This window comes from Leucobacter salsicius M1-8 (assembly GCF_000350525.1).
Lineage (GTDB): Bacteria > Actinomycetota > Actinomycetes > Actinomycetales > Microbacteriaceae > Leucobacter > Leucobacter salsicius.
The window spans coordinates 111,712-133,183 of record NZ_AOCN01000019.1 but is presented as its reverse complement, the minus strand read 5'-3'; the positions used below and the strand labels follow the sequence as shown (position 1 = coordinate 133,183).

Sequence of the window (21,472 nt, the reverse complement as noted above, 5' to 3'; positions counted from 1 at the left end):
GCCTCCTTGGGGTCGCCCTAAGCGTATCTGCCGCGCAGGCATACAGCCTCTGAATGTTCGGGTTGTCGAACTCAGTTTCGCGGCAGATCGACGTGTGATCTGGGCTTCTCCCTCGCTCCGGATCATTGCTAACGTGACTATCTGCGCATGCGGCGCGCGCCGATGCTGATCGATCGCGCGTGTGAATATTGCTGCGCCGAGATGCTGAGGAGCAAGCCATGACTGAGTTCGACATTGCGAGCCCACACGACTACGACCACCGGCACGCCGATGTCTCGTCGGGCTGGCTGCGCGCAAGCGTGTTCGGCGCTATGGACGGGCTTGTCTCAAACGTGGGCCTCATCGCCGGTATTGCTGCGGCAGGTGCCCCCACCGGCGTTGTCGCGCTGACCGGCGTCTCGGGTCTCATCGCCGGCGCCATCTCTATGGCGCTCGGGGAGTTCACCTCGGTGCGCACCGCAAACGAGCAGCTCGACGCCGAGGTCGCGGTGGAGCGCGATGCGCACGCGCGCAACCCCCGGGGCGAGCAGGCCGAGCTGGCCGTATTGTTTGGCAGGCTGGGCATGGAGCCTGGCACGGCGGCGGATGCAGCGGACCAGGTGCACGCTAATTCCGAACAGGCCGTGCGCGTGCACCTCGCGCACGAGCTCGGACTCAGCCCCGAAGAGAAGCCGTCGCCCTGGGTCGCCGCGATCTCCTCGCTTGTTTCGTTCAGCGTGGGCGCCGTGATTCCCGTGTTGCCGTTCCTATTGGGCTTCGGCGACCTGTGGTGGGGGCTCGCGTTCGGTGGGGCCGGCCTGCTCGTCGCGGGCGGCGCCGCTGCCGGCTTCACTCGCCGCAACTGGATCATGGGCGGTCTGCGCCAGCTCCTGTTTGGCGGCGTAGCGGTCGCGGCCACCTACACGATCGGCACGTTGCTGGGAGTGTCTGAGTTCAGCTAGCCGGGCATGCCTCTTGCGTGCCCCGGTCTCTATTCCTGGTCCGTTGTAGGGTTCATACCTAAGAAATGCCCGAAACTTTGTATCGGAAGGGCCCGAAAACCGGGCCTGAATGTCGGTGGCATGGGCTGTACTAGGGATATGAACGAGCAGCCCCCTGATCCGGATCCCCGCGCACCGCGCGGCGGTGGCCCGGGCGCGGGTGGGCGCGCGGGCGGGCAAGCCTCAGGCGCGCAGAGTGCTCGGAAATCCCGTAAGGCGCAGCGGCAACGCCGCCGTTCGGCCCGCGTCATCATGGCAGGGGTCTTGCTCGTCGAGGAGCTGACCCGCGCCCAACGCGCGAGGGATCGCGATCGGCTCACCGAGTACGCCCGCATGCTGGCGGCAGCGCTCACAGACGCGAGCCCGGCCGAGATGGCGCTTCGTTCATTGCGGGCCGAGCTTGCCGCGATGCTGCATGTGAGCGAGTACGCGGTGGAGCGTGAATTCGATCTCGCTTACGCGCTTGACACCCGCTACCCGGCCACGGGTGAGGTGCTCGGGGCCGGGCTGATCGGGGTCGCGCACGTGCAGGTGATCTGTGACGCGGGCGTCATTATCGGGAGCGGGGACGATGCCCTCGCCCGGCATGCCCGGTATGAGGCAGCCGTGTTGACGTATGCGGTGGTCGAGACACCGGGCCGGCTGCGCCCGATCGCGAAGCGTCTCGCGGAACAGTTTGCCGAGGTCTCCCTCGAAGAACGCCACGAGGCCGCACGCTCACAGCGCAGGGTGGAGATCCTTGAGCGTGAGGACGGCATGGCTGAGCTGTATGCGTTCCTACCGGCCGAGGTCGCGTATGCGATTAGGGACCGGATTCAACGCATTGCGAAGCAGGCGTGGCGGGCTGAAACCGCTGAGGCGGTGCGCCCCGAGGCCAGCGTTGACCCGCCAGCCTCCGATGTGTCAGCACCGCCCCGAAGCCTTGATGAGGTGCGTGCAGACACGCTCTCGGAGCTCCTGCTCAGTGGCAACCCGTACACCGATCTCGACCTCGCGGGTGGGGCGCAGCCAAGGAGTGACGTTCCGACGTATTTCGCGCATCTGCAGGTGGTTGTGCCGGTCGCGGCCCTCACCCCGGCTGAAGGTGCGGGAGTTGCCAAGCCCGAGCCTGAGTCGGGGCTACCGGTCGCGGTGTCGCCCCGGCCGGAGTGTGAATTGGACGGGTACGGTCCGATCTCGGCGCGGGTCGCGCGCGACATGCTCGATACTTCCCACAACATTTACCGCGTCGATGCGGATCGTGTCGGCAACGTGTTGCGGGTGGACCGATACAAGCCCACGAAGCAGATGCGTGACCTGCTGCGGGCGCGCGACCGGCACTGCCGATTCCCCGGGTGCACTCGGCTTCCGATGAGCTGCGAGATCGACCACACGATCGACTGGCAGTACGGCGGTGCGACGGCGACCGGTAATTTGGCTCACTTGTGCAAGTCACACCACGCGCTAAAGCATCACACGGAATGGAAACCGGTGCAGGACGCAACGGGAACGTTGACGTGGAAAAGCCCTGCGGGGCGGAGCTATGCCGACCGACCCCCGGGCCGCGGTTCCAGGATCGGCTTGACCGTGCCCGCAACCGCCGGCACACCTGAGTGGCGCACCGGCACGAATGTCAGGTTTGCCGAGGCACCCGACCCCAGAGACCCGAACAACCAGCTGCTCTAACCAACCGTTCCCGTCGACGCGCGCAACACACGAAATAGCCCCAAATGTCGGCATACACCTTATACACGGGATACATACCGGTTATCGCATGCTTCAACGGTTACATTAGCCAAAGCAATCGGCATCTGCCTTTTAGCTTCACTGACCGGGTGTCCACACGTCGCCCGAAGGGAACAAGGTGCCGCTCATGACGCTGACGTCTACCCTCGCACACGACTCGCAAGGCTCTAAGAATGGTCTCGGACCGCTCCGGTATACCCGAGCTCGCACCGAGGACTTTCCCCCCATCGCCAAGGCGTACACGAATGTGTCTCGCGAGGTGCGAGAGGCCGGTCTGCTCAAGCGAGCACAGGGATTCTACGCGCTAGTGGGCGTCGCGCTCGCGCTCGGATTTGGCGTTGCCGCCACCGGGTTCATCCTGCTGGGAGACAGCTGGTTCCAGCTTCTCATCGCAGTGGCCGTCGGCTTCCTCTTCACCCAGGTAGCGTTCGTCGCGCACGAGGCGGCACACCGTACCGTGCTCGCTTCCGGCCCCGCCAATGACCGGCTCGCCCGCGTGCTGATCGCGTTTGTGGGCATGAGCTACGACTGGTGGGATTCCAAGCACAGCCGCCACCACCAGAACCCCAACAAGGTGGGCAAGGACCCCGACATTGAGGTCGACACGATCTCGTTCATTGAAGAAGACGCGGTTCAGGCTCGTGGGATCGTGCGCGCCATTACCAAGCGTCAGGGCTGGTTCTTCTTCCCGCTCCTCACGCTCGAGGGTCTGAACCTGCATCTGCACGGTTTCCGCCACCTGCTGAGCCGCGGCAAGGTACGCGGCCGCTGGATCGAGCTGTCCATGATCGTCGCACGCTTCGCCCTCTTCTACACCCCCATCTTCATGTTCCTCCCCCTCGGCCTCGCATTCGCGTTCGCCGGCGTGCAGATCGCCGTCTTCGGCGTCTACATGGGTGCATCGTTCGCGCCCAACCACAAGGGCATGCCCGTCATCGCACACGATGCCAAGCTCGACTTCTTCAGCAAGCAGGTGCGCACCTCGCGCAACATTCGCGGCGGCTGGTGGGCCACCACGATGTTCGGCGGGCTGAACTACCAGATCGAGCACCACCTGTTCCCCAGCATGTCGCGCCCATACCTCGCCCGTGCGCGCAAGATCGTCCTGGAGCACTGCCGCGCGCTCGACGTGCCCTACACCGAAACCACGGTGTTGCGCTCGTACGCGATCGTGATCGAGTACCTTAACCGCGTCGGGCTCGCTGCCCGCGACCCCTTTGACTGCCCGGTCTCGGCCCAGTACGGCCGCTAAACACCAGCGCATCCGGCAACTCCTGACACAGCACCCCGCTCGGGGCGCGTAGGCTTATCCCTATGCCCAGCCCCGAATTCGTCGACACCGTTCTCGGTGTGGTGCGCCGAATTCCCGCGGGCCGGGTCATGACCTACGGCGACGTCGCCCTCGCGATCGGTTCAAACGCGCCTCGTGCCGTCGGGCGCGTGTTGGCGCTCTATGGCCATGCGGTGCCGTGGTGGCGCGTGGTGCCCGCCTCCGGGCTCCCGCCCCAGGGCCACGCGCGCCCCGCGCTCCCCCACTATCTTGAAGAGGCCACGCCGCTGCGATACGCGGCTTCGGAGGGCTCCCTCACCACGGTTTCCCCCGACGCACCTGAATACCGGCTCGCACTCTCCAGCGCTCGCCTGCCCTACACGCACGAAATCTACGCGGAGGTCGCCCTGTGAGCGAACACGTCATCCCCTTCACCTATGCCGCAGACGAAGCCTCCGGTGAGGCCGCAGCCGCTGCCGACACCGCAGCCCCGGATCCCACGAGCGGCGCCCCCGGCATGCGTCTCGGGTTCGTGCGCGGCATCGCACCGACGAAGTGGGCGAAGCGCTACCTGGTGGCAACGCACACCCCGCTCGAGCTCGTGCCCGTCGCTGCGACGTTCGCTCCCAGCAAGGCTGACAGCCCCGACTACGACATGCTGCTCGAGCGCACGGCCCCCAGCGGCACTCCCGCGGGCGCCGAGGAAGGCGGCCCGCGGCGCGCGCTGCGTCTCTACGGCGAAACCATCGCGCTCGTCGTGCCGGTCGACCACGAACTCGCCGAAGAGACTGAAATCTCCACGGCCGATCTCGCGCTCATTCCGCTCATTGATCATCCGGATCACGCCCCCGAGTGGCCGGCCCCCGAGCCGTGGGCGGATCCGGCTTGGAAGCCCCGCAACGCACGTGCGGCTCTCCAGCTCGTTGCCACCGGAGTGGGTGCGATGCTGCTTCCGCTTCCACTCGCGCGCCACATCTCGAACAAGAAGGATCATGTCCTCATTGCGGTCGTAGGCGACCTCGCCCCCACGATGGTGTGGGCGACCTGGCAGGCTAGCCGCGACGACTCAGACATGCAGCAACTGGCCGGGATCCTGCGGGGCCGCACGGCCCGCAGTTCACGCGTGGGCTCCCCCGCCGCGGGGTCCCCGACCGAGGCTCCCAAGAAGCAGGCAGCCCCGGCTCCCCAGAAGAAGAAGCCGAAACTGAAGCCCAATTCACGCGGTGCACAGCTCGCGGCAGTGCGCGAAAAGGCCGAACGCGCGAAGGCCGAGAAGCGCGCTGCGGCTCGCAAGACGAAGAAGGGCGGCGGCAAGCGCCACTGACCCGGGTCTCGCGCTGCGTCCCTAGGACAGAAAGCGTTCGAAAACGAGCAGTGCCGCGAGAACGAGCATCATCGCCCCGCTCGCATACGACACGAGGCGGGCGAGTTCGGGGCGCCGCGAGATCACCCGCTTCGAGGTAAGCGCGACCAGCGTGTAGACGACGAACACGGTGAGGGTAAACACGACCCCCAGCACGAGCATCTGTGCGCTCGCAGGCCAGTCCGCACGCAGCGAAACGAACTGCGGCAGGAGCGCGACGAACAACAGCAGCCCCTTCGGATTCGTGCCACTCGTGGCCACACCCTTCACGAACATGCGACGCGTTGATCCAGGGGTGCCTGCCGCCTCGGCATATCGAGCTTCCCTGGCCGAACGTAGCGTCTGCACGCCGAGCCATCCCAGGTACACCACACCAGCGACGGTGATAACGTCAAGCCCGAGAGGCGATGCCGCCACCAGGGCAGCCACCCCAAACGACGTTGCCAAGGTGAGTAGCAGGTAGCCCAAGGTGAGGCCCGTCACCGCAGGCCAGATCCCCCGACCGCGCACGCCAGTGGCGATCGCGTACCCCCAGTCGGCACCGGGAAGAAAGGCAAACCCGATTCCCGAGATTGCGAATGCGCCAAGCAGTGCCATGTCCATGCCTTGAATCGTAGAGAAATTGACACCACAAGTGCTGGTGCAATTGGGCTTGTTCTACATAGATTGCGCATACTATTAGCGTCATGGATGCGATTGATAGAGAAATCTTGCACGAGCTGCAGTTGTCGGGCAGAGAAAGTGCGACAACTCTGGCCCAGCGTGTGGGCCTGACCGTCGCTCCCACGCTGCGTCGCATGAAGGAGCTCGAGGCAAGCGGCGTCATTCGGGGGTTCCACGCCGACGTCGACCCCGAGCGCGTGGGGCTCGCGTTCGAAGCAATTGTCTTCGTGCAACTCAACGTCACCGACTCAGATACGATCCGAGAGTTTGAGCGCAGGGTCGACGAGCAAGCACAGGTCGTCGAAGGGCAGCGCCTCTTCGGCGACATTGACTATCTGCTGCGCGTTCTCGCACCCGATCTCATGAGCTACCAGCGCTTCTTCGACGAGGTCCTCACCGGGCTGCCGGGCGTGCGCAAGATCACGTCAACGATTGTCATGAAGACGCTCAAAGCGCCGATCGTGGTGCCGGTGTAGCTGGCACCATATAGCGCGGCCTTAGAGTCGCGACGCGGACACGTCAAATGTCGTGCACGCGCCCGGGCCATTCTCGTACCCGGTCATGAACCAGCGTTGACGCTGCTCGGCCGTTCCGTGGGTAAACCGCTCGGGATTCACTCGCATGCCCGCCGATTCCATGATGCTGTCATCGCCGATCGCCGCGGCGGCGTTGAGCGCATCCGCAATCTCTCCTTCACTGACGGGCTGCATGAACGGCACGCCCTCGCTGTCGGGTACGGTCGACGCGTCTTTCACCCAGGAACCCGCGTAGCAGTCGGCCTGCAGCTCGAGCCTCACCGAGCCCGATGCCGGGCCGCTCTCGTTGCCCACCTTGCCGAGCACCCCTGTGAGGTTGGAAATGTGATGGCCCCACTCGTGCGCGAGCACATACATTTGCGACAGGGATCCGCCACTGGCACCAAAATCCTCGCGCAGCGTATTGAAGAACGCGACGTCCATGAAGATCGACTCGTCCCGCGGGCAGTAGAACGGCCCCGTAGCGGTGTCGGCGGTTCCGCACCCCGAGCTCGTCTGCCCAGTGAACAACACCACCTCACCCGGCCCACGGTATCCCTCAACCTGGCCGGCCCAGTAGGTTTCGAGCGAGTCGCTCGCCCCCGCCATGCGGCACTCAACGTCGGCGTTTGCGTCCTTGCCCGTATTACAGTCGACGAGCTCCGTCACCTCTTCGGGCGACACCTGCTGGCCGCCCAGGAACTGCTGGGCGACGGGCTGCAGCGGCGTGAGGTCGACGCCCAGGAGCTGGGAGCCGATGAAGAGCAGCAGGGCGATTCCCACGCCGCCACCGGCAATCATGCCACCCTTTCGTGCGCCCGATCGCTTGGAGACGCGGCCAGAATTAATGCGCGCATTGTCGTTAAATGTCATACGAATCGCTCCCAAAACGATCGGTGGCGCGCACGAGCGCGTCGATGATGCCCGGCTCATCGGACGAGTGGCCCGCGTCAGGGATCATCTCAAGGTCGGCCTGGGGCCACGACCGGTGTAGATCCCAGGCTGTGCGTGCCGGGGTGCAAACGTCGTAACGGCCTTGCACGATGACGCCGGGAATGTCTCGGAGCGTGCTCCCCGCATCGCGAATGAGCTGCCCGTCCTCCATGAATCCGCCGTGCGTAAAGTAGTGATTCTCGATTCGGGCGAACGCGACCGCCGCCGGCACGTCCGCCCGTGCCGCAGCGATGCCCGCCTCGTCGGCCAACAGCCGCAACGTGGAGCGCTCCCACACGGTCCATGCGACCGCCGCGGGCACGTGCACGCTCGGGTCTGCATCGAAGAGGCGTCGGTGATACGCAGCCACGAAGTCGCCCCGCTCCGCCTCGGGAATCTGCGCGAGGTACTCCTCCCAGACGTCGGGAAACATGTGCGACGCGCCATCCTGGTAGAACCAGTCGATCTCGGTCTTGCGCAGCGTAAAGATGCCGCGCAAGACGAGCTCCGTCACCCGCGCCGGGTGCGTCTGCGCGTACGCAAGCGACAGTGTCGACCCCCACGACCCCCCGAACACCTGCCACGCATCGATTTCAAGGTGCTCTCGCAGCGCCTCCATGTCGGCGACGAGGTGCCACGTGGTATTCGACGACAGGTCTGCGGCGGGATCGCTCGCGTGCGGCAGGCTGCGGCCGCAGCCGCGCTGATCGAAGAGCACGATCCGGTAGCGAGCCGGGTCGAAGAATCGCCGCTGGTCGGGGCTACACCCGCCGCCGGGGCCGCCGTGCACGAACACGACGGGCTTGCCGTCTGGGTTGCCACACACTTCCCAGTAGACCTCGTGCCCGTCCCCCACAGCCAGCAGGCCGTGCGCGTAGGGCTCAATGGGCGGGTACAGGCTGCGCAGCTCGGTCATGATCCCACTGTACTGACTGGGCCCCGCGGCTTACTAGCCGCGGGGCCCATCGATCCGGATCGATTTTAGCCAGCCACCCGCTCAGTGCTGGGGGCCGCCTTGCCCTGCTGCCGGAGCACCTTCTCGTGGATGGGCCACCGGCCTGCCTCTTGCTCGGCCTCAACATAGGCCTGCGCCTCAGCTTGCCGCTCGGCCTCGATGCCCGTCGAAATCTCGGCCCGCAGTAGCTCGGGGGTGAACCCAAACGCCTCGACGAGATCAAGCGCGTGCCCGCGCAGGCGACCGATCAGTCGGTCGACATAGGCGGTGACCGCCTCGGCCCGCTGTCCTGAGATGCGGCCCGCGATCAGGTACCACGAGGCGTTCTCTTCGATCAGCCCGAGGCCGAATAGGTCGCGCAGCCATGTGAGCACCTGCTTCGATCCCGGATCCTTGATTCCCTCAAGCGCCTCGGTAAATGCCTCCCACTGCAGCAGCTCGGCGTGCGCGCGCGCAGCGGCGATTAGCTTGTGCTGCTGCGCATTGAACGCGTCCTCCTGCGCCAGTGCGCGGGCCCGCTTGTCTTCGCGCGCGATTCCGCGCCCGGCATCGCGCAGGGCGGCGGCGACCTCGGCGACCATCGTCTCGACCCGGTCGGCCAGCAGCGCACGCTGCGCCTCGGGGGCACGCAGACTGTCGACCGAGCGCGCAACGCTTCCGAGGTCGGCGATGCTCTGTCCCAGCTGGCGCAGCCCAAACCGGCTGACCCGGTCGCCCAACTGTGTCGCGGCAGCCTTCGCGAGGGCCGCCTTGTCACCGCCAGCAAACTGCGCCGCGTAGTCCTTGAGCAGCCGCTTGCCCACGAGCTGCAGCAGCACGTTGTTGTCACCCTCGAACGTGACGTAAATATCGAGGTCGGCGCGCAGCCCGGTGAACCGGTTCTTCGCAATGAAGCCTGCGCCACCGCAGGCCTCGCGGGCCTCCTGCAGGGTATCGAGCGCAGCCCAGGTCGAGAGCGGTTTGAACGAGGCGGCGAGGGTCTCGAGATCCTCGCGGTTCTCCTCCGTGTCGCGCGCTCCCGAGAAGACCTCGTCGAACACGGTGAGCAGCCGCTCGTCCGCAAAAGCCATCGCGTAGCTTTGGGCAAGCCGTGGCATCAGGCGCCGCTGGTGCTGGCCGTAGTCAAGCAGCACCGTCTCGCGGCCCGAAGCGCCGGGAAACTGTCGTCGCTCGCTGCCGTATTTGATGGCGATCGCGAGCGCCGCTTGCATCGCGCGCACGGCCGCGCCATCGAGCGAAACGCGTCCCTGCACGAGCGTGCCGATCATGGTGAAGAAGCGCCGACCTGGGCTCTCAATGGGCGAGGTGTAGGTGCCGTCGGGGGCCACATCGCCGTAGCGGTTGAGCAGGTTCGTGCGCGGTACCCGCACGTGCGTGAAGTGCAGGCGGCCATTATCAATACCGTTCAGCCCACCCTTCACGCCATCGTCCATGCTGCCAACGCCGGGCAGCATGTCGCCGGCGGGCGTGCGAATCGGCACGAAGAACGCGTGCACGCCGTGGTTCACGCCCCCGGTGATCAGTTGCGCAAACACAACGGCTGCCTGGCCGTGCAGCGCCGCGTTGCCCAAAAACTCCTTCCACGCGCCAGCGAACGGCGTATGGATCTCAAACTCTTCCGTCTCCGGATCGTAGGTCGCCGTCGTGCCGATCGAGGCCACATCCGACCCGTGACCGATCTCAGTCATCGCGAAGGCACCGGGCAGCTTCAGGCTGATGATGTCGGGCAGCCACTTCGCGTGGTGCTCTGGGTTACCCAGGTGCAGAATCGCGGAGCCGAAGAGGCCCCACTGCACGCCGCCCTTGATCTGCAGGGAGGGGTCAGCGAGCACGAGCTCCTGAAACGCGGCGACGTTGCCGCCGTGGTTGTCGGCGCCGCCGACGCTCGCGGGGAACGCCCGCTGAATCGCGCCGTTCTCGACCAGAATGCCGAGCTGCTCCATGACCCGTTCGCGATGCTCGGCCATCGACTGGCCGGGGATCGTGTGCAACCGCGGGTCCGCGGCGAGGGCGCGCGACTCAAGTCGCTCGGCCTTCCATCGCCCGAGAAGCGCGTCGCCCACCTCGGTGACATCAATGCGGGGCGTTGCCTGGGGGCTGGTGTCGCTCATCGTTGCTCCTTTGACAGCATGTGCGCGCCGGGCAGTGCCCGACTGTGCCCTCAGCCTAGGGAGCGAACGAATGCCGTTCAAGCACGAGGGGGCTGGGCCACAATTGCGGCCCAGCCCCCTCGCGCCATCATTGGCGACTACCTACAACCCCCACCCGCTCAGACTGTATACTTCCTCACTGTCGGCGCGGGTCGATCCGGCTATCGCAGCTTGTCGCCGGGCGCGAAGTCCGCAAAGAACCGGGGCTTGATACCCGCCTCAGCGAGCATCTCGTCCGTGCGCTCTTGGCGCGCTCGCGAGATGAGCAGAACGGCGCGACCGTCGTTCCCGGCGCGACCCGTGCGGCCCGTGCGGTGCAGGTAGGTCTTGTAGTCGTTCGGCGGGTCCGCCTGCACGACCAGGTCGACGCCGTCGACGTGGATGCCGCGCGCGGCAACGTCAGTAGCCACGAGCACCGCGGCTTTGCCGTCGCTGAACCGTTCGAGGTTCAGCTCGCGTCGGGCCTGGCTCAGGTTGCCGTGCAGCTCGACCGCGCGCACCCCCTCGTCCTCGAGCATCAGGGTGATGCGCTCAGCGTTTGCGCGGGTGCGGCAGAAGATCATCGTGCGACCGCGCCGCTTCGCCAGCTGGGTGATGACCGCGTCGCGATCGGTTCCTCTCACCAGGAGCACGCTGTGATCGACGCGTCCCGGGGCCTTTTCCTCGGCCTCGTGCACCGCGGGCTCGGGCAAGAACTCGGCCACGAGATCTGCGACGTCGCCGTCAAGCGTCGCCGAGAACAACAGCCGCTGGCCGCCGGGCACGGTCTGCCGCAGCACCTTCTGCACGGGTTCGAGAAATCCGAGCTCGCACATGTGGTCGGCCTCGTCGATGACGCTCACGAGCACCTCGCGCAGGTCGAGTCGGCGGCGGTCCACGAGGTCTTGGATACGCCCTGGCGTACCGATCACGATGTCGACGCCGCGCTCAAGCGCGTGGATCTGCGCATCGATCGGGGTGCCTCCCACGAGCTGTGCCGTGTAGAAACCCACCGAGCGAGCGAGCGGCTGAATCGTGCGGTCGATCTGCAGCGCAAGCTCGCGAGTCGGCGCCAAGATAAGTGCGCGCGGGTTTCGCACCGCGTGGGTGCCGCCGCGTACGCCACGCTTTGCAGCGGCAGGCTTCGGCGCACGGGGAATCTGCCCCTCGGCCTTCAGCTTGAGCATGCGCTCCACGAGTGCGGCGCCAAACGCAATGGTCTTGCCCGAGCCCGTGTTCGCCTTGCCCAGGACGTTTAGCCCGGCAATCGTGTCGGGCACCGTAGCAACCTGGATGGGGAACGGCGTCTCAGCACCCAGCTCCCCCAGCACGCGCACGAGGTTGCCTCCGAGGCCGAGGTCGGCAAAGCTCACGCCGGCGGCAGCTGCCACGGTCGTGAGTTTCGCAGCGGGCAGCGGGGCGCGGTGTTCGGCCCGCTGCCGCTCGATGACCGCGCGCTGGCGGTCTACCGCTGAACGCTGGGGCTGGCGCGACTCCCGCGTTTCCCGAGGGGCCCGGTTCTCCCGAGCATCCCGGTTCTCGCGAGAATCCCGGTTCTCCCGAAGGTCGCGGTTCTCGCGCGGATTGCGAGCCTTGCTTGAAGACGCCTCCGACTTATTCGAGGCCTCCCCGAATCGGGTGTTCTTCTTGCGGGGATTGCGCCCCGGCTCGTAATTAGCGGGGGGCTTGAACCCTCCGCGGCGGCCCTTGGCCATCAGTTACTGCTCCTCGCTCGGCACGGGGCCGGTGTGGTCTGCCTGGTCGGATGCATCCGCCGGGTGAATCTTGGTGGTGTCACTGGTGCTGGGCACTGCTGGATCCTGCGCCGCCTCCTGCGTCGCCTCCCACATCAGCTGTTCCCAATTGAGCTCGCCGGTCACCGGCGGTGCGGCCACCGGAGCTGCGGATACTGGCGGCGCGGGCGCGGGCGCGGGCTCCGAAGCTACCGGAGCTGCGGGCGCGGGCTCAGGCTCAGGCTCAGGCGCGGGCTCAGACTGCGGCTCGGACTGTGGCTCGGACTCCTCAAACACCGGATCCGCGCCCAGTGGCCCGGGCAGCACGAGCGGCGCGATCTCGTCGGTCGCGTTCCAGGTGTCTGAAGCCAGGTCCTCTGCAATGGGTTCGGGTTGCGTTGGACCCGTTGATTGCATGGAAGGGTCGGGCTCCACGGTGGGTTCGAGCACCTCCTCGGCAACAAACCCGAGGTCTTCGAGTGCGAGGGACATCTCTGCGGTAGCCGTCGGTACCTCGTCCTTAAGTTCGGCCCGAGCGTAGAACGGTTCGGCGATCACAGGGACGGCTGCAACTGGCTCAGCCACGACGTGGTCAACCTCGATGGGATCAACAACGACGGGCTCGATGACGACCGACTCGACCGCGACCGGAGACCCTGCAACGGGCGGTCCATCTGCCTCTGGCAAGTCGTGATCCACGCTGTCGGAGCCACGACGTCTGCGAGGCGGGCGAGCAGGCTCGGTGAACATCGCCCCCAGGGGTGCGTCGAGGGTGGATTCCGCGATCAAAGACTCCCCGGCGACCGGAATCGATCCGGTTCGGCGCGGGCCCGGGGATCCGGAAACGCTCGCCCCAGCAGCGAGCCCAGCAGCACCGAGTCCGGCACCGCCGAGCCCTACGCCACCGAGTGCCGAACGCATCCAGGCTTTCGCCCCGCCGCGCGTAGCTTCCGAGGCGACCCCGGCCGCGGGACCAGACGCGTCGTTCGCGGTGTTCTCCAGCCACGAGAGGCCCGTGGCCGGCACAGCCTCGGCACCACCACGGTTCGTGCGAGTTCTGCGGGGACCGCGGGGCTCACGGGGACCACGCGGCTCGCGTGGTTCACGAGGCGGCTTTGGCGAACCTGAGCGAAGCGGACCCGAGCCGCGCTCGCGGCGGCGCTCGACCACGTAGTAGAGGGTGGGCAAGACGACGAGGGTGAGCACGGTCGACGACAGCAGACCACCGATCACCACGACCGCGAGCGGCTGCGAGATAAAACCACCCTGACCAGTCACGCCGAGCCCCATGGGGGTGAGCGCAAGAATGGTCGCGAGTGCCGTCATCACGATGGGCCGCAGTCGCTGGAGGGTGCCGTGCAGCACCGCTTCGCGGAGCGCGTCACCGCGCTCGCGGTACTGATTCACGAGATCGACGAGCACGATCGCGTTCGTCACGACAATACCGATCAGCATCAGCACGCCGATCAGGGAGGCGACGCCGAGCGGAATCCCCGTGACGATGAGCAACAACAGTGCGCCGGTCGCCGCGAACGGCACCGAGGCGAGCAGCAGCAGCGGCTGCAGCAGGCTACGGAACGTCGCCACCATCACGACGTACACGATCAGAATCGCCGCCAGCAGCGCGATACCAAGCTGCTGGAAGGCCTCGGTCTGCTGTGACATGACGCCACCAATGGTCGCCGTCGCGCCTGCCGGCAGCTTCACTGTCTCGAGGGCCGAGTTGACCGAGACGCTCGCCGCGCTCAGGTCGTCGCCGGCGGGCAGCGCCGACACGGTGACCGTGCGGGCCCCGTCTGCCGTATGAATCGCTACCGGCCCGTCGGCGACCCCGACGGTCGCAAGCGCATCGAGACGCTGCGGGCCGGTCGCCGTCTGAATCATGAGGGCGCTCACTCCCGCCGGATCAGCGGGCACGTTTCCGGCCGAAAGGTAGACGCTCGTGACGTGCGCGTCACGAGTGATCTGTCCGATCTGTTGCGGCTGCATCTGCTGAGACAGCTGCCCGGCCACGGCGGCCTCGCTGAGGCCCGACTGCGCAGCGGCCTCGCGGTTGACGGTCACGCTGAGGTAGGGGCGCGACTGGCCGAGGTCGCTCTCGACCTGCTTCAGCCCCGACTCTTGCTTGAGCGCCTCGAGCACCGCGTCGCTCGCGTCTGCAAGCGTGGCCTGATCGGGGGCCGCGACGCTGACCTCGATCGAACTCGACATGCCGGGGCTCCCGCCAGACTGGCTGATCGAGAACTCACCGGCCTTGTCGAGGGTCGCGACCGCGCTACGAATTTCGTCTTGGACCTTTGCCTGGTCGGCGTCAGGGTCGGTCGTAATCGAGTAGTTGACGGCACCGTCACCACCGCCACCAAACATGGCGCTCATGCCGCCGCCACTGCTGCCGATCGTGAGCTGCACGGACTCCACCGCGGCGACGGTGTCGAGCACCTCTTCGACGCGTTCGGCTTGGGCGAGCTGAGCCTCGAGACTCGTTCCGGGCTCGAGGGTCTGCACGAGCCCCACCGAGTTTTGCTCATCGGCGCCCATAAAGTTCGTCTTCATGAGCGGTGTTGCGGCGATGGTTCCGCCGAAAATCACGACCGCCACGATAAGCGTGATCGCGGGGCGAGCCAGCGTCCACTCGATGATCGGCCGGTACCCGCGCTGCAACGCTGTCGGCACACCAGCCGCTTCGGCCGCTCGGGTGCGCCGGATCATGGCGGCGAACCCAGTGCGGCGCTTGGTGCCTGGCGGGACGTCATCCGCCTCACCGTTCGGCTCAGCACGCAAGAACCAGTACGCAAGCACGGGCACGATGGTGAGGGACACCAAGAGCGAGGCAGCGAGCGAAATGGTCACGGTAAACGCAAAGGGCCTAAAGAGCTCGCCCACCATGCCGCTCACAAATGCCATGGGCAGGAACACCGCCACCGTCGTAACGGTCGATGCCGTGATCGCGCCGGCAACCTCACGCACGGCCCGCACGATGATCTCGGTGCGGTGCGCGCCGACGTCGGCCCCAAATTCACCGAAGTGGCGCTTAATGTTCTCGATGACCACGATCGAGTCGTCCACGACGCGACCAATCGAGATGGTGAGTGCGCCCAGCGTCAGCATGTTCAACGTGTAGTCGGCAAAGTTCAGCCCGATGAAGGTGAACAGCACCGACACTGGAATCGAGATCGCCGTCACCAGCGTGGCTCGCACCGAGAGCAGGAAGACGAGGATCACCAATACGGCAAACAGCAGTCCCAGCAAGCCCTCGGTGGTGAGGGTCTCCACCGACTGTTCGATGTATGGCGCCTGGTCGAAGATCACCGTCAGCTTGGCCCCGTCGAGCTGAGAGCTCAATCGGTCGAGCTCGGTCTGCACCGCGTGCGATACCTCGACCGTGTTGGCGGACGACATCTTGGTCACCGCGATGGTGAGTGCAGGTTTGCCGTCTACGCGGGAGATGCTCGTCTCGGGTGCCCCCTCAACGACCACGTCAGCGTATGCACCAATGGTCAGCGGGGCTGCCGGAGCCGCGGGCGCTGGCGGTTCAAGTAGTTCAGCGCCGGGAAAACCGCCCGGCAGATCCTGCGGCAGGACCTCGGGGACGACCTGCGCGGGCGTACCCGGAATCGGCAGCGCGGCAATCGCCTCGGCCGAATCCACGGAGGAGCCGGCCTGCACGGCAAGCGTGCGATCCCCGTCACTCACGGTGCCAGCCGCGATCAACACCCCGCTCTGTTGCAGCGTGTCGGTGAGCGTCTGTGTGGACAGCCCGTCACGCGCCAAGGTTTCCAGGTTTGGCTTGATCATGACCCGCTCGGTGCGATCACCCGAGAGCTGCGCGTCGCGCACGCCGTCGAGGTCGCTGAGCTTCGGGGTTACGAGCCGCGAGACAAGCGACGCGGCTTCTTCTGCTGTCTGCCCGTCGGCCGGCGTCACCCCCACTTGAATGACCGGGAAGTCGTCGATGCTCCCCGACACAACCTGGGTGTCCGCGGCGGCCGGCAGCACAGCCGAAATTCGGCTGATCGCCCGCTCAACCTTTTGCTCGGTCACCGCCAGATCGACGCCGTACGTGAACTGCGCCACGATCATCGACGCCCCTGTGCTTGAGGTCGCAGTGGTGCTCTCGAGCTGCGGCACGCCACGCATTGCGGTCTCAATCGGACCCGAAACGTCGGCGTTGACGACTTCGGGTGACGCACCTGGATACGTGGTCACCACCGCGATCGCGGGGAACTGGACCGAGGGCATCAGCTCTTGCTTCAGCGATCCGGCACCAATCACACCAAACACCGCAGCCACTATTGTGACCAGCGCGATCAATGCGCGATTCTTGAGGCTGAACGCCGTGAGCAAATGCATGGCTTTGATTATTCCATGCCCGCCCGCACGAGTGCCGGGAGCATAATGTCAGGTATGCCCTTCACCCGCTCCCGCTCCACGCTCGGGGCCCGCTCCCCCGAGGATTTTGCTCGCCTTTCGGGGCTCAGACGCATGCAGGGCTTCGCGCTCGCGCTGCTCGGGCTCATGGCGGTTGTGTTCGTGGTCTCATTTTTGCTGCAGGGCACCCACCCGGCATGGGGGTACGTGCGGGCCGCGAGCGAGGGCGGCATGGTGGGCGCGCTTGCCGACTGGTTCGCGGTCACCGCGCTCTTTCGCCACCCGCTCGGTCTCAAGATTCCGCACACGAACCTCATCTCACGCAAGAAGGACGAGATCGGCGAGGGGCTCGGCTCCTTCATCGAAGACAACTTTCTCGCCGAGGACGTCGTGCACGACAAGCTCTCCGAGATCAGCGGCGCGCGGGCTGCCGGGGCATGGCTTATCGGACCCGGTGGCGCACGGCGCACGAGCGACCTCGCGGCCGCTGCTGCCCTGGGCGCGCTCGATGTGCTCGACGACAACGACGTTCGCGCGTTCGTCGAATCCCTCGTGCGGCGCCACATCGTCGACCCCCAATGGGGGCCGCTGCTGGGGCGAGCGGTCGACTCATTTATTACGGGCGAACACGAAGAGGCGCTGATCGATATCGCGGCCGATCGGCTTGGCGACTGGCTGGATGCGCACCCCGGAGCATTCGACCGCGTCGCCTCGTCGCAGCTGCCCTCATGGATGCCGAGCGTGCTCGATCGTTTCGTCGACCAGAGACTGCATACTGAGGCGGCGCGTTTCGCGCGCCGCGTGGCCCAGGATCCGGATCATCCGTTCAGACTCGCGCTGCGTCGCTTCTTGCGCGACCTGGCCCGCGATCTGCAGCAGCAGGAGCAATTGCAAAGGCAACTCGAGTCGTTCAAGCACGAGGTCTTTGATAGCCCCCGGATCCGGGCGCTCGCGGCGAGCACCTGGGACGCGGCACGCGAATCCATCGTGGGCATGCTGCAGGATCCCGAGAGCGAGCTGCGTACCCGCATGACCGCTGCCGCCGAGGACTTCGGCCACAAGCTGCTCGACGACGCCACGCTGCAGTACAAAATCGATGTGTGGGTCATGGGCGTCGTGGAGCACCTGGTGCGCGAGTACCGCCACGACCTCGCGAAAGTCGTGATCGAGACTGTGCAGCGTTGGGACGCTCGCGAGGCTGCCGAGAAGATCGAGCTGCAGGTCGGGCGAGACCTGCAGTTCATTCGCATCAACGGCACGGTCGTAGGCTCACTCGCGGGGCTCGCGATTTACACGATCGCGACCCTCGCGCTCAGCCCGCTCGCCGCGGGTTAACCCTCAGCGAACGCGATCGGGATGAAGAGGTCCTGCACCCGGTCGTTCAGCGCAGTGTGGTCAGCCCGGGTCGTGATCGCACAGCGCGTGACGGTGCAGTCGAGGCCTTCCATGACCGGGTCAGGGATCGTCAGCTTCGTGGTGAAGCTACCCTGCTCGGCACCGTTGTAGCCCTGCGTCGCAAAGGCCCTCCACGCCCAGGCATCCGTAATCCAGGCGCTCGTAAGTTGATCAGTATCGGCGGTGCCCTCGCGGGCCCCCTCGGGAATGCCCCCGAGGCACGGGCCAGGCTTAACGGTCGGATCGCTGGGAATGGCACACACCGCCACATATATGCCGATTGAGGCATCAAAGCCGGCACCGCTCACCGTCAGCGACTCGCCCGGACGCACGCTCGCGGGGTCAAATGCTTTTCCGTCAGTTTCGACAGCAGACAGCGTCCGGGTACGCCCATCCGCTCCTGTCGCGGACACCTCGCTCACGTACGCGTCGGGCAACTCCTGCCCCGAACCGCCCGCGCTTTGGTGCGTCAGGATAGGAATGAGCACAGCGATGACCGCCCCGAGCACGAGGACCGCGACCGCGAGCAACGCGATCAGAATAATTCGGGTGCGCCTCGTGCGTGAACTGGTCATGTATTCATCGTATCTGGCATCCCCGCGCACGAGCCGCATGGTCGCTCATGCTAGAATCGCACCCATACGTCTATTTTAATTGGTACCTGCTTCGCGACCATTTCGCGGGGCCCGAATGTGTAAGGGGGTCACGCATGGGGCGCGGCCGTCAGAAAGCAAAGCACACAAAGGTCGCCAGGGAGCTGAAGTATTTCAGTCCCGATACGAACTACAATGCGCTTGAACGTGAACTCGCGGCTAAAAAAGCCGAGGCTCAAAGCAACGAGGACCCCTGGGCGGAGTACTCAGACAAGTACAACGTCGAGGACGAAGACGAGCACTAGCTCCGACCCTCGGACTCCTGGTTCACCAGGTATCTCAACACACAAGTAAAGGGCCCCTCTTGCGAGGGGCCCTTTACTTGTTGCCTATGTACCCTGTGGCTACTTGCCCTGGGCAGCGACCGCGGCGGCGCCGGCGGCAGCGGCCTCGGGATCTAGATATGCACCCTTGCCCGCGGGCTGGCCGTCGGCGTCAAGCTCGTAGACAAGCGGCATACCGGTGGGAATGTTCAGTCCCGCGATATCAGCGTCCGAGATGCCCTCGATGTGCTTCACAAGCGCACGCAGCGAGTTGCCGTGGGCGGTGATCAGCACTGTCTTACCCGCGCGCAGGTCGGGCAGAATCTCGTTCTCCCAGTACGGGATGAGTCGCGTAACCACGTCTTGCAGGCACTCGGTCTGCGGCTGCTCGCCATCGATACCGGCGTAGCGGGCATCGCCCGCCTGCGACCACTCGCTCGCGTCATCAAGCGCGGGCGGGGGCGTATCGTACGAACGACGCCATTCCATGAACTGCTCTTCGCCGTACTTCTGCAGCGTCTCAGCCTTGTCGAGACCCTGCAGCGCGCCGTAGTGGCGCTCATTCAGACGCCAGGAGCGCTCGACCGGGATCCACATGCGATCCGCTGCCTCGAGTGCGAGGTTGGCCGTCTGAATAGCGCGGCTCAGCACCGAGGTGTGCAGCACGTCGGGCAGCACGCCCGACTGAGCGAGCAGTTCGCCCGCACGCGCGGCTTCGCCGCGACCCTGCTCGGTGAGTCGCACGTCGACCCATCCCGTGAACAGGTTCTTCTTGTTCCATTCGCTCTGGCCATGGCGCAGCAGGATCAGCTTGTTCGTCATAGTTCCAGCTTAGTTTGCGCACTGCCCGAAGAGCGAACCCGGTCGGCGCGGTGGCGCTAGAGCCGCTTCAAACGAGGGATGTCGCGTGCCGCACCGGCGTCGGCGGGCACAATGATCTCCTGTGATGCAGCGATAACCTCGCCAGCGGTCGACTTGGGATCGGCTCCCGCGTCGCCACCACGCAGTTCCAGCTCGGCATCCTCGGGCACCGATCGCTTGAGCAGCGCCAGCGCAATGCCACCCCATTCGTAGTGCAGCGCAGCTCGGGTGACACGACCTACCGGGCGGGCATCGGGGTTCTGTGACTGGTCGGCGAGGTACACCAGCGCACCCGCTACCGGCAGTTCACCTCCGAAGCCGTCGAGGTGCAACATGGTCAGCCGCCGAGGCGGGTGGCCCAGGTTGTGCACCTTCGCGATGGTCTCTTGCCCGCGGTAGCAGCCCTTTGTAAAGTGCACCGCCGTGCGCAACCAATCAAACTCGTGGGCGATCGAGCGATCGTCAACGTCGCTGTGCTGGGCCGGACGCCACGCGCGCACCTCGAGCGCGTCAAGCGCCATGAGCCCTGCCGCGCGCACGTCGTCGCCCATTCCCGCTACGATCTCTGCGAGCCGTTCGCGAGGGAAGACACACTGGACCGCGTGCCAGTGACCACCTGCGTGATCACCCCGGGCGTACTGCACTCCACCGCGCTGCACCCCAGCCCACGGGTCAACCCATTCAACGGTCGGCCCCAGTTCGCGCAGCAACCGCAGCGCGGTGCCGTCGCCGAACGCGCAGACTGCCGCGTACTCCTCGCTGCGATCAAACACCTCGACCCGCAGCGCGAAGCGCATGCGGTTGAGATAAGCAGTCAGCCCCGCTGCGAGCCCCTCATCCACGAGGAGCCAGCACTCGGTGCCGTCATCCACCACGCGCATTGCGTACTCGATGCGCCCGTTGGGGTCGAGCAGCAGAGTCTCGGTGCTCTCGCCAGCTGGCAACCCGGTGAGTTGCTGACTGGTCATCGAGTTGAGCCAGGAGAGCCGATCGGCTCCAGCGACAACGACGATGCCGCGATGGGACAGGTCAACGACCGCGGTGCCACTCTCGAGTGCGCGCTGCTCTCGCAGCGGCTCAGCGTAGTGGGCGGCTACCCCGGTTGATTCGTCAGCGATGGCGCCGGCCACAGACAGAAATGCGCTCATCGCCTCAGGCCGTTCCTGGATCCCCAGCGCTGTTAGCGCTGGCCCTTGAAGAGCTTGTAGATAACGGTGCCCGACACCCAGGCAATCGCGAGCGATGCGAGACCCAGCAGGCCGAGGAAGAAGAGTTCGAGTGCAAGCAGCATGTCGTCAGTCTACCAACACACGGCGTCAGCTACGAAAGCGCGCCTACGATCAGCCCCACGACATCAACGAGCGCAATGATCACGACAGAACCTGCAACGCTAAATGCGACGCGGGTAATGAAACCAACGCGTTCTGCGGTGCCAAGCTGCAGCGCAAAGGTGATCAGGGTAGAGACACCTACGGCGAGCACGAGCCACGAGAAGCGTTCTGGCCCACTCACCAACACCGTCACCAGAACACCCATGACGAGAGCGGCTGCCCATGCCGCAATGAGCCGGGGAATATGCCAGGCCTGCACAGTTGGCATTTCTGGCATCTCTTGCGCGGCTGGCTCGGTTGTCTCGTTCACCCCGCCATTGTCCCACAGCCGCCGC

The 21,472-nt window shown here is 65.8% G+C and carries 18 protein-coding genes; 8 read left to right on the top strand and 10 right to left on the bottom strand.

Annotation, left to right across the window (positions count from 1 at the left end; all coding sequences use genetic code 11):
• The first annotated feature begins 218 nt into the window (after window positions 1-218).
• From C795_RS0108295 to C795_RS0108275, 5 genes are all read left to right on the top strand, one after another.
• Entirely contained in the window at window positions 219-941 is a 723-nt protein-coding gene (locus tag C795_RS0108295; RefSeq protein ID WP_017793293.1) for a VIT1/CCC1 transporter family protein, read from the top strand.
• Window positions 942-1,079: 138 nt separating this feature from the next.
• Entirely contained in the window at window positions 1,080-2,645 is a 1,566-nt protein-coding gene (locus C795_RS0108290; protein WP_157487038.1) for an HNH endonuclease signature motif containing protein, read from the top strand.
• 187 nt (window positions 2,646-2,832) lie between these two features.
• Window positions 2,833-3,957, top strand: a complete 1,125-nt coding sequence (locus C795_RS0108285; protein WP_017793291.1) for a fatty acid desaturase family protein — start codon at window positions 2,833-2,835, stop codon at window positions 3,955-3,957.
• A 62-nt stretch (window positions 3,958-4,019) separates the two neighbouring features.
• On the top strand, window positions 4,020-4,388 hold the full coding sequence (locus C795_RS0108280; RefSeq protein ID WP_017793290.1) for an MGMT family protein: 369 nt from the start codon (window positions 4,020-4,022) through the stop codon (window positions 4,386-4,388).
• Window positions 4,385-5,299 (top strand): LysR substrate-binding domain-containing protein, encoded by a 915-nt coding sequence (locus C795_RS0108275; protein WP_017793289.1) that lies wholly within the window; start codon window positions 4,385-4,387, stop codon window positions 5,297-5,299. The genes C795_RS0108280 and C795_RS0108275 overlap by 4 nt, the downstream gene beginning before the upstream one ends.
• Before the next feature lie 21 nt (window positions 5,300-5,320).
• Here C795_RS0108275 and C795_RS0108270 read toward each other — a convergent pair whose 3' ends face one another.
• A complete protein-coding gene (locus C795_RS0108270; protein ID WP_026139548.1) occupies window positions 5,321-5,941 on the bottom strand; it encodes a LysE family translocator in 621 nt (206 codons plus the stop codon).
• Between the two features lie 83 nt (window positions 5,942-6,024).
• On the opposite strand from C795_RS0108270, the gene C795_RS0108265 reads away from it, so the two are divergent.
• Window positions 6,025-6,477 (top strand): Lrp/AsnC family transcriptional regulator, encoded by a 453-nt coding sequence (locus C795_RS0108265; RefSeq protein WP_017793287.1) that lies wholly within the window; start codon window positions 6,025-6,027, stop codon window positions 6,475-6,477.
• 21 nt (window positions 6,478-6,498) lie between these two features.
• Here the strand turns inward: C795_RS0108265 and ypfJ are convergent, their stop codons facing one another.
• From ypfJ to C795_RS15595, 5 genes are all read right to left on the bottom strand, one after another.
• Complete coding sequence (gene ypfJ / locus C795_RS0108260) at window positions 6,499-7,389, bottom strand: KPN_02809 family neutral zinc metallopeptidase (RefSeq protein ID WP_026139547.1); 891 nt, start codon at window positions 7,387-7,389, stop codon at window positions 6,499-6,501.
• Window positions 7,379-8,365, bottom strand: coding sequence for a prolyl aminopeptidase (pip, locus tag C795_RS0108255; protein ID WP_017793285.1), 987 nt, complete (start codon window positions 8,363-8,365; stop codon window positions 7,379-7,381). The genes ypfJ and pip overlap by 11 nt, the downstream gene beginning before the upstream one ends.
• A gap of 65 nt (window positions 8,366-8,430) precedes the next feature.
• A complete protein-coding gene (locus C795_RS0108250) occupies window positions 8,431-10,515 on the bottom strand; it encodes an acyl-CoA dehydrogenase family protein (RefSeq protein ID WP_017793284.1) in 2,085 nt (694 codons plus the stop codon).
• A 200-nt stretch (window positions 10,516-10,715) separates the two neighbouring features.
• Window positions 10,716-12,248, bottom strand: a complete 1,533-nt coding sequence (locus C795_RS0108245) for a DEAD/DEAH box helicase (RefSeq protein WP_017793283.1) — start codon at window positions 12,246-12,248, stop codon at window positions 10,716-10,718.
• A gap of 3 nt (window positions 12,249-12,251) precedes the next feature.
• Window positions 12,252-16,616, bottom strand: coding sequence for an efflux RND transporter permease subunit (locus C795_RS15595; protein ID WP_017793282.1), 4,365 nt, complete (start codon window positions 16,614-16,616; stop codon window positions 12,252-12,254).
• Window positions 16,617-16,670: 54 nt separating this feature from the next.
• Here C795_RS15595 and C795_RS0108235 point away from each other — a divergent pair, with 54 nt between their 5' ends.
• Window positions 16,671-17,969, top strand: a complete 1,299-nt coding sequence (locus C795_RS0108235) for a DUF445 domain-containing protein (protein ID WP_051053779.1) — start codon at window positions 16,671-16,673, stop codon at window positions 17,967-17,969.
• Here C795_RS0108235 and C795_RS0108230 read toward each other — a convergent pair.
• Window positions 17,966-18,604: a hypothetical protein gene (locus C795_RS0108230; RefSeq protein WP_026139545.1), complete on the bottom strand. Its 639-nt coding sequence runs from the start codon at window positions 18,602-18,604 to the stop codon at window positions 17,966-17,968. The two genes, C795_RS0108235 and C795_RS0108230, sit on opposite strands and share 4 nt — an antisense overlap.
• A 134-nt stretch (window positions 18,605-18,738) precedes the next feature.
• Between C795_RS0108230 and C795_RS0108225 the strand changes: the two genes are divergently transcribed.
• Window positions 18,739-18,927, top strand: coding sequence for a DUF3073 domain-containing protein (locus C795_RS0108225; protein ID WP_017793279.1), 189 nt, complete (start codon window positions 18,739-18,741; stop codon window positions 18,925-18,927).
• Window positions 18,928-19,026: 99 nt separating this feature from the next.
• Here the strand turns inward: C795_RS0108225 and C795_RS0108220 are convergent, their stop codons facing one another.
• The 3 genes from C795_RS0108220 to C795_RS0108205 form a co-directional block, all read right to left on the bottom strand.
• Entirely contained in the window at window positions 19,027-19,767 is a 741-nt protein-coding gene (locus C795_RS0108220; RefSeq protein ID WP_017793278.1) for a phosphoglyceromutase, read from the bottom strand.
• 56 nt (window positions 19,768-19,823) lie between these two features.
• Window positions 19,824-20,954: a CAF17-like 4Fe-4S cluster assembly/insertion protein YgfZ gene (gene ygfZ, locus C795_RS0108215; protein ID WP_017793277.1), complete on the bottom strand. Its 1,131-nt coding sequence runs from the start codon at window positions 20,952-20,954 to the stop codon at window positions 19,824-19,826.
• A gap of 172 nt (window positions 20,955-21,126) precedes the next feature.
• On the bottom strand, window positions 21,127-21,447 hold the full coding sequence (locus C795_RS0108205) for a hypothetical protein (RefSeq protein ID WP_232225459.1): 321 nt from the start codon (window positions 21,445-21,447) through the stop codon (window positions 21,127-21,129).
• Between the last annotated feature and the right edge of the window lie 25 nt (window positions 21,448-21,472).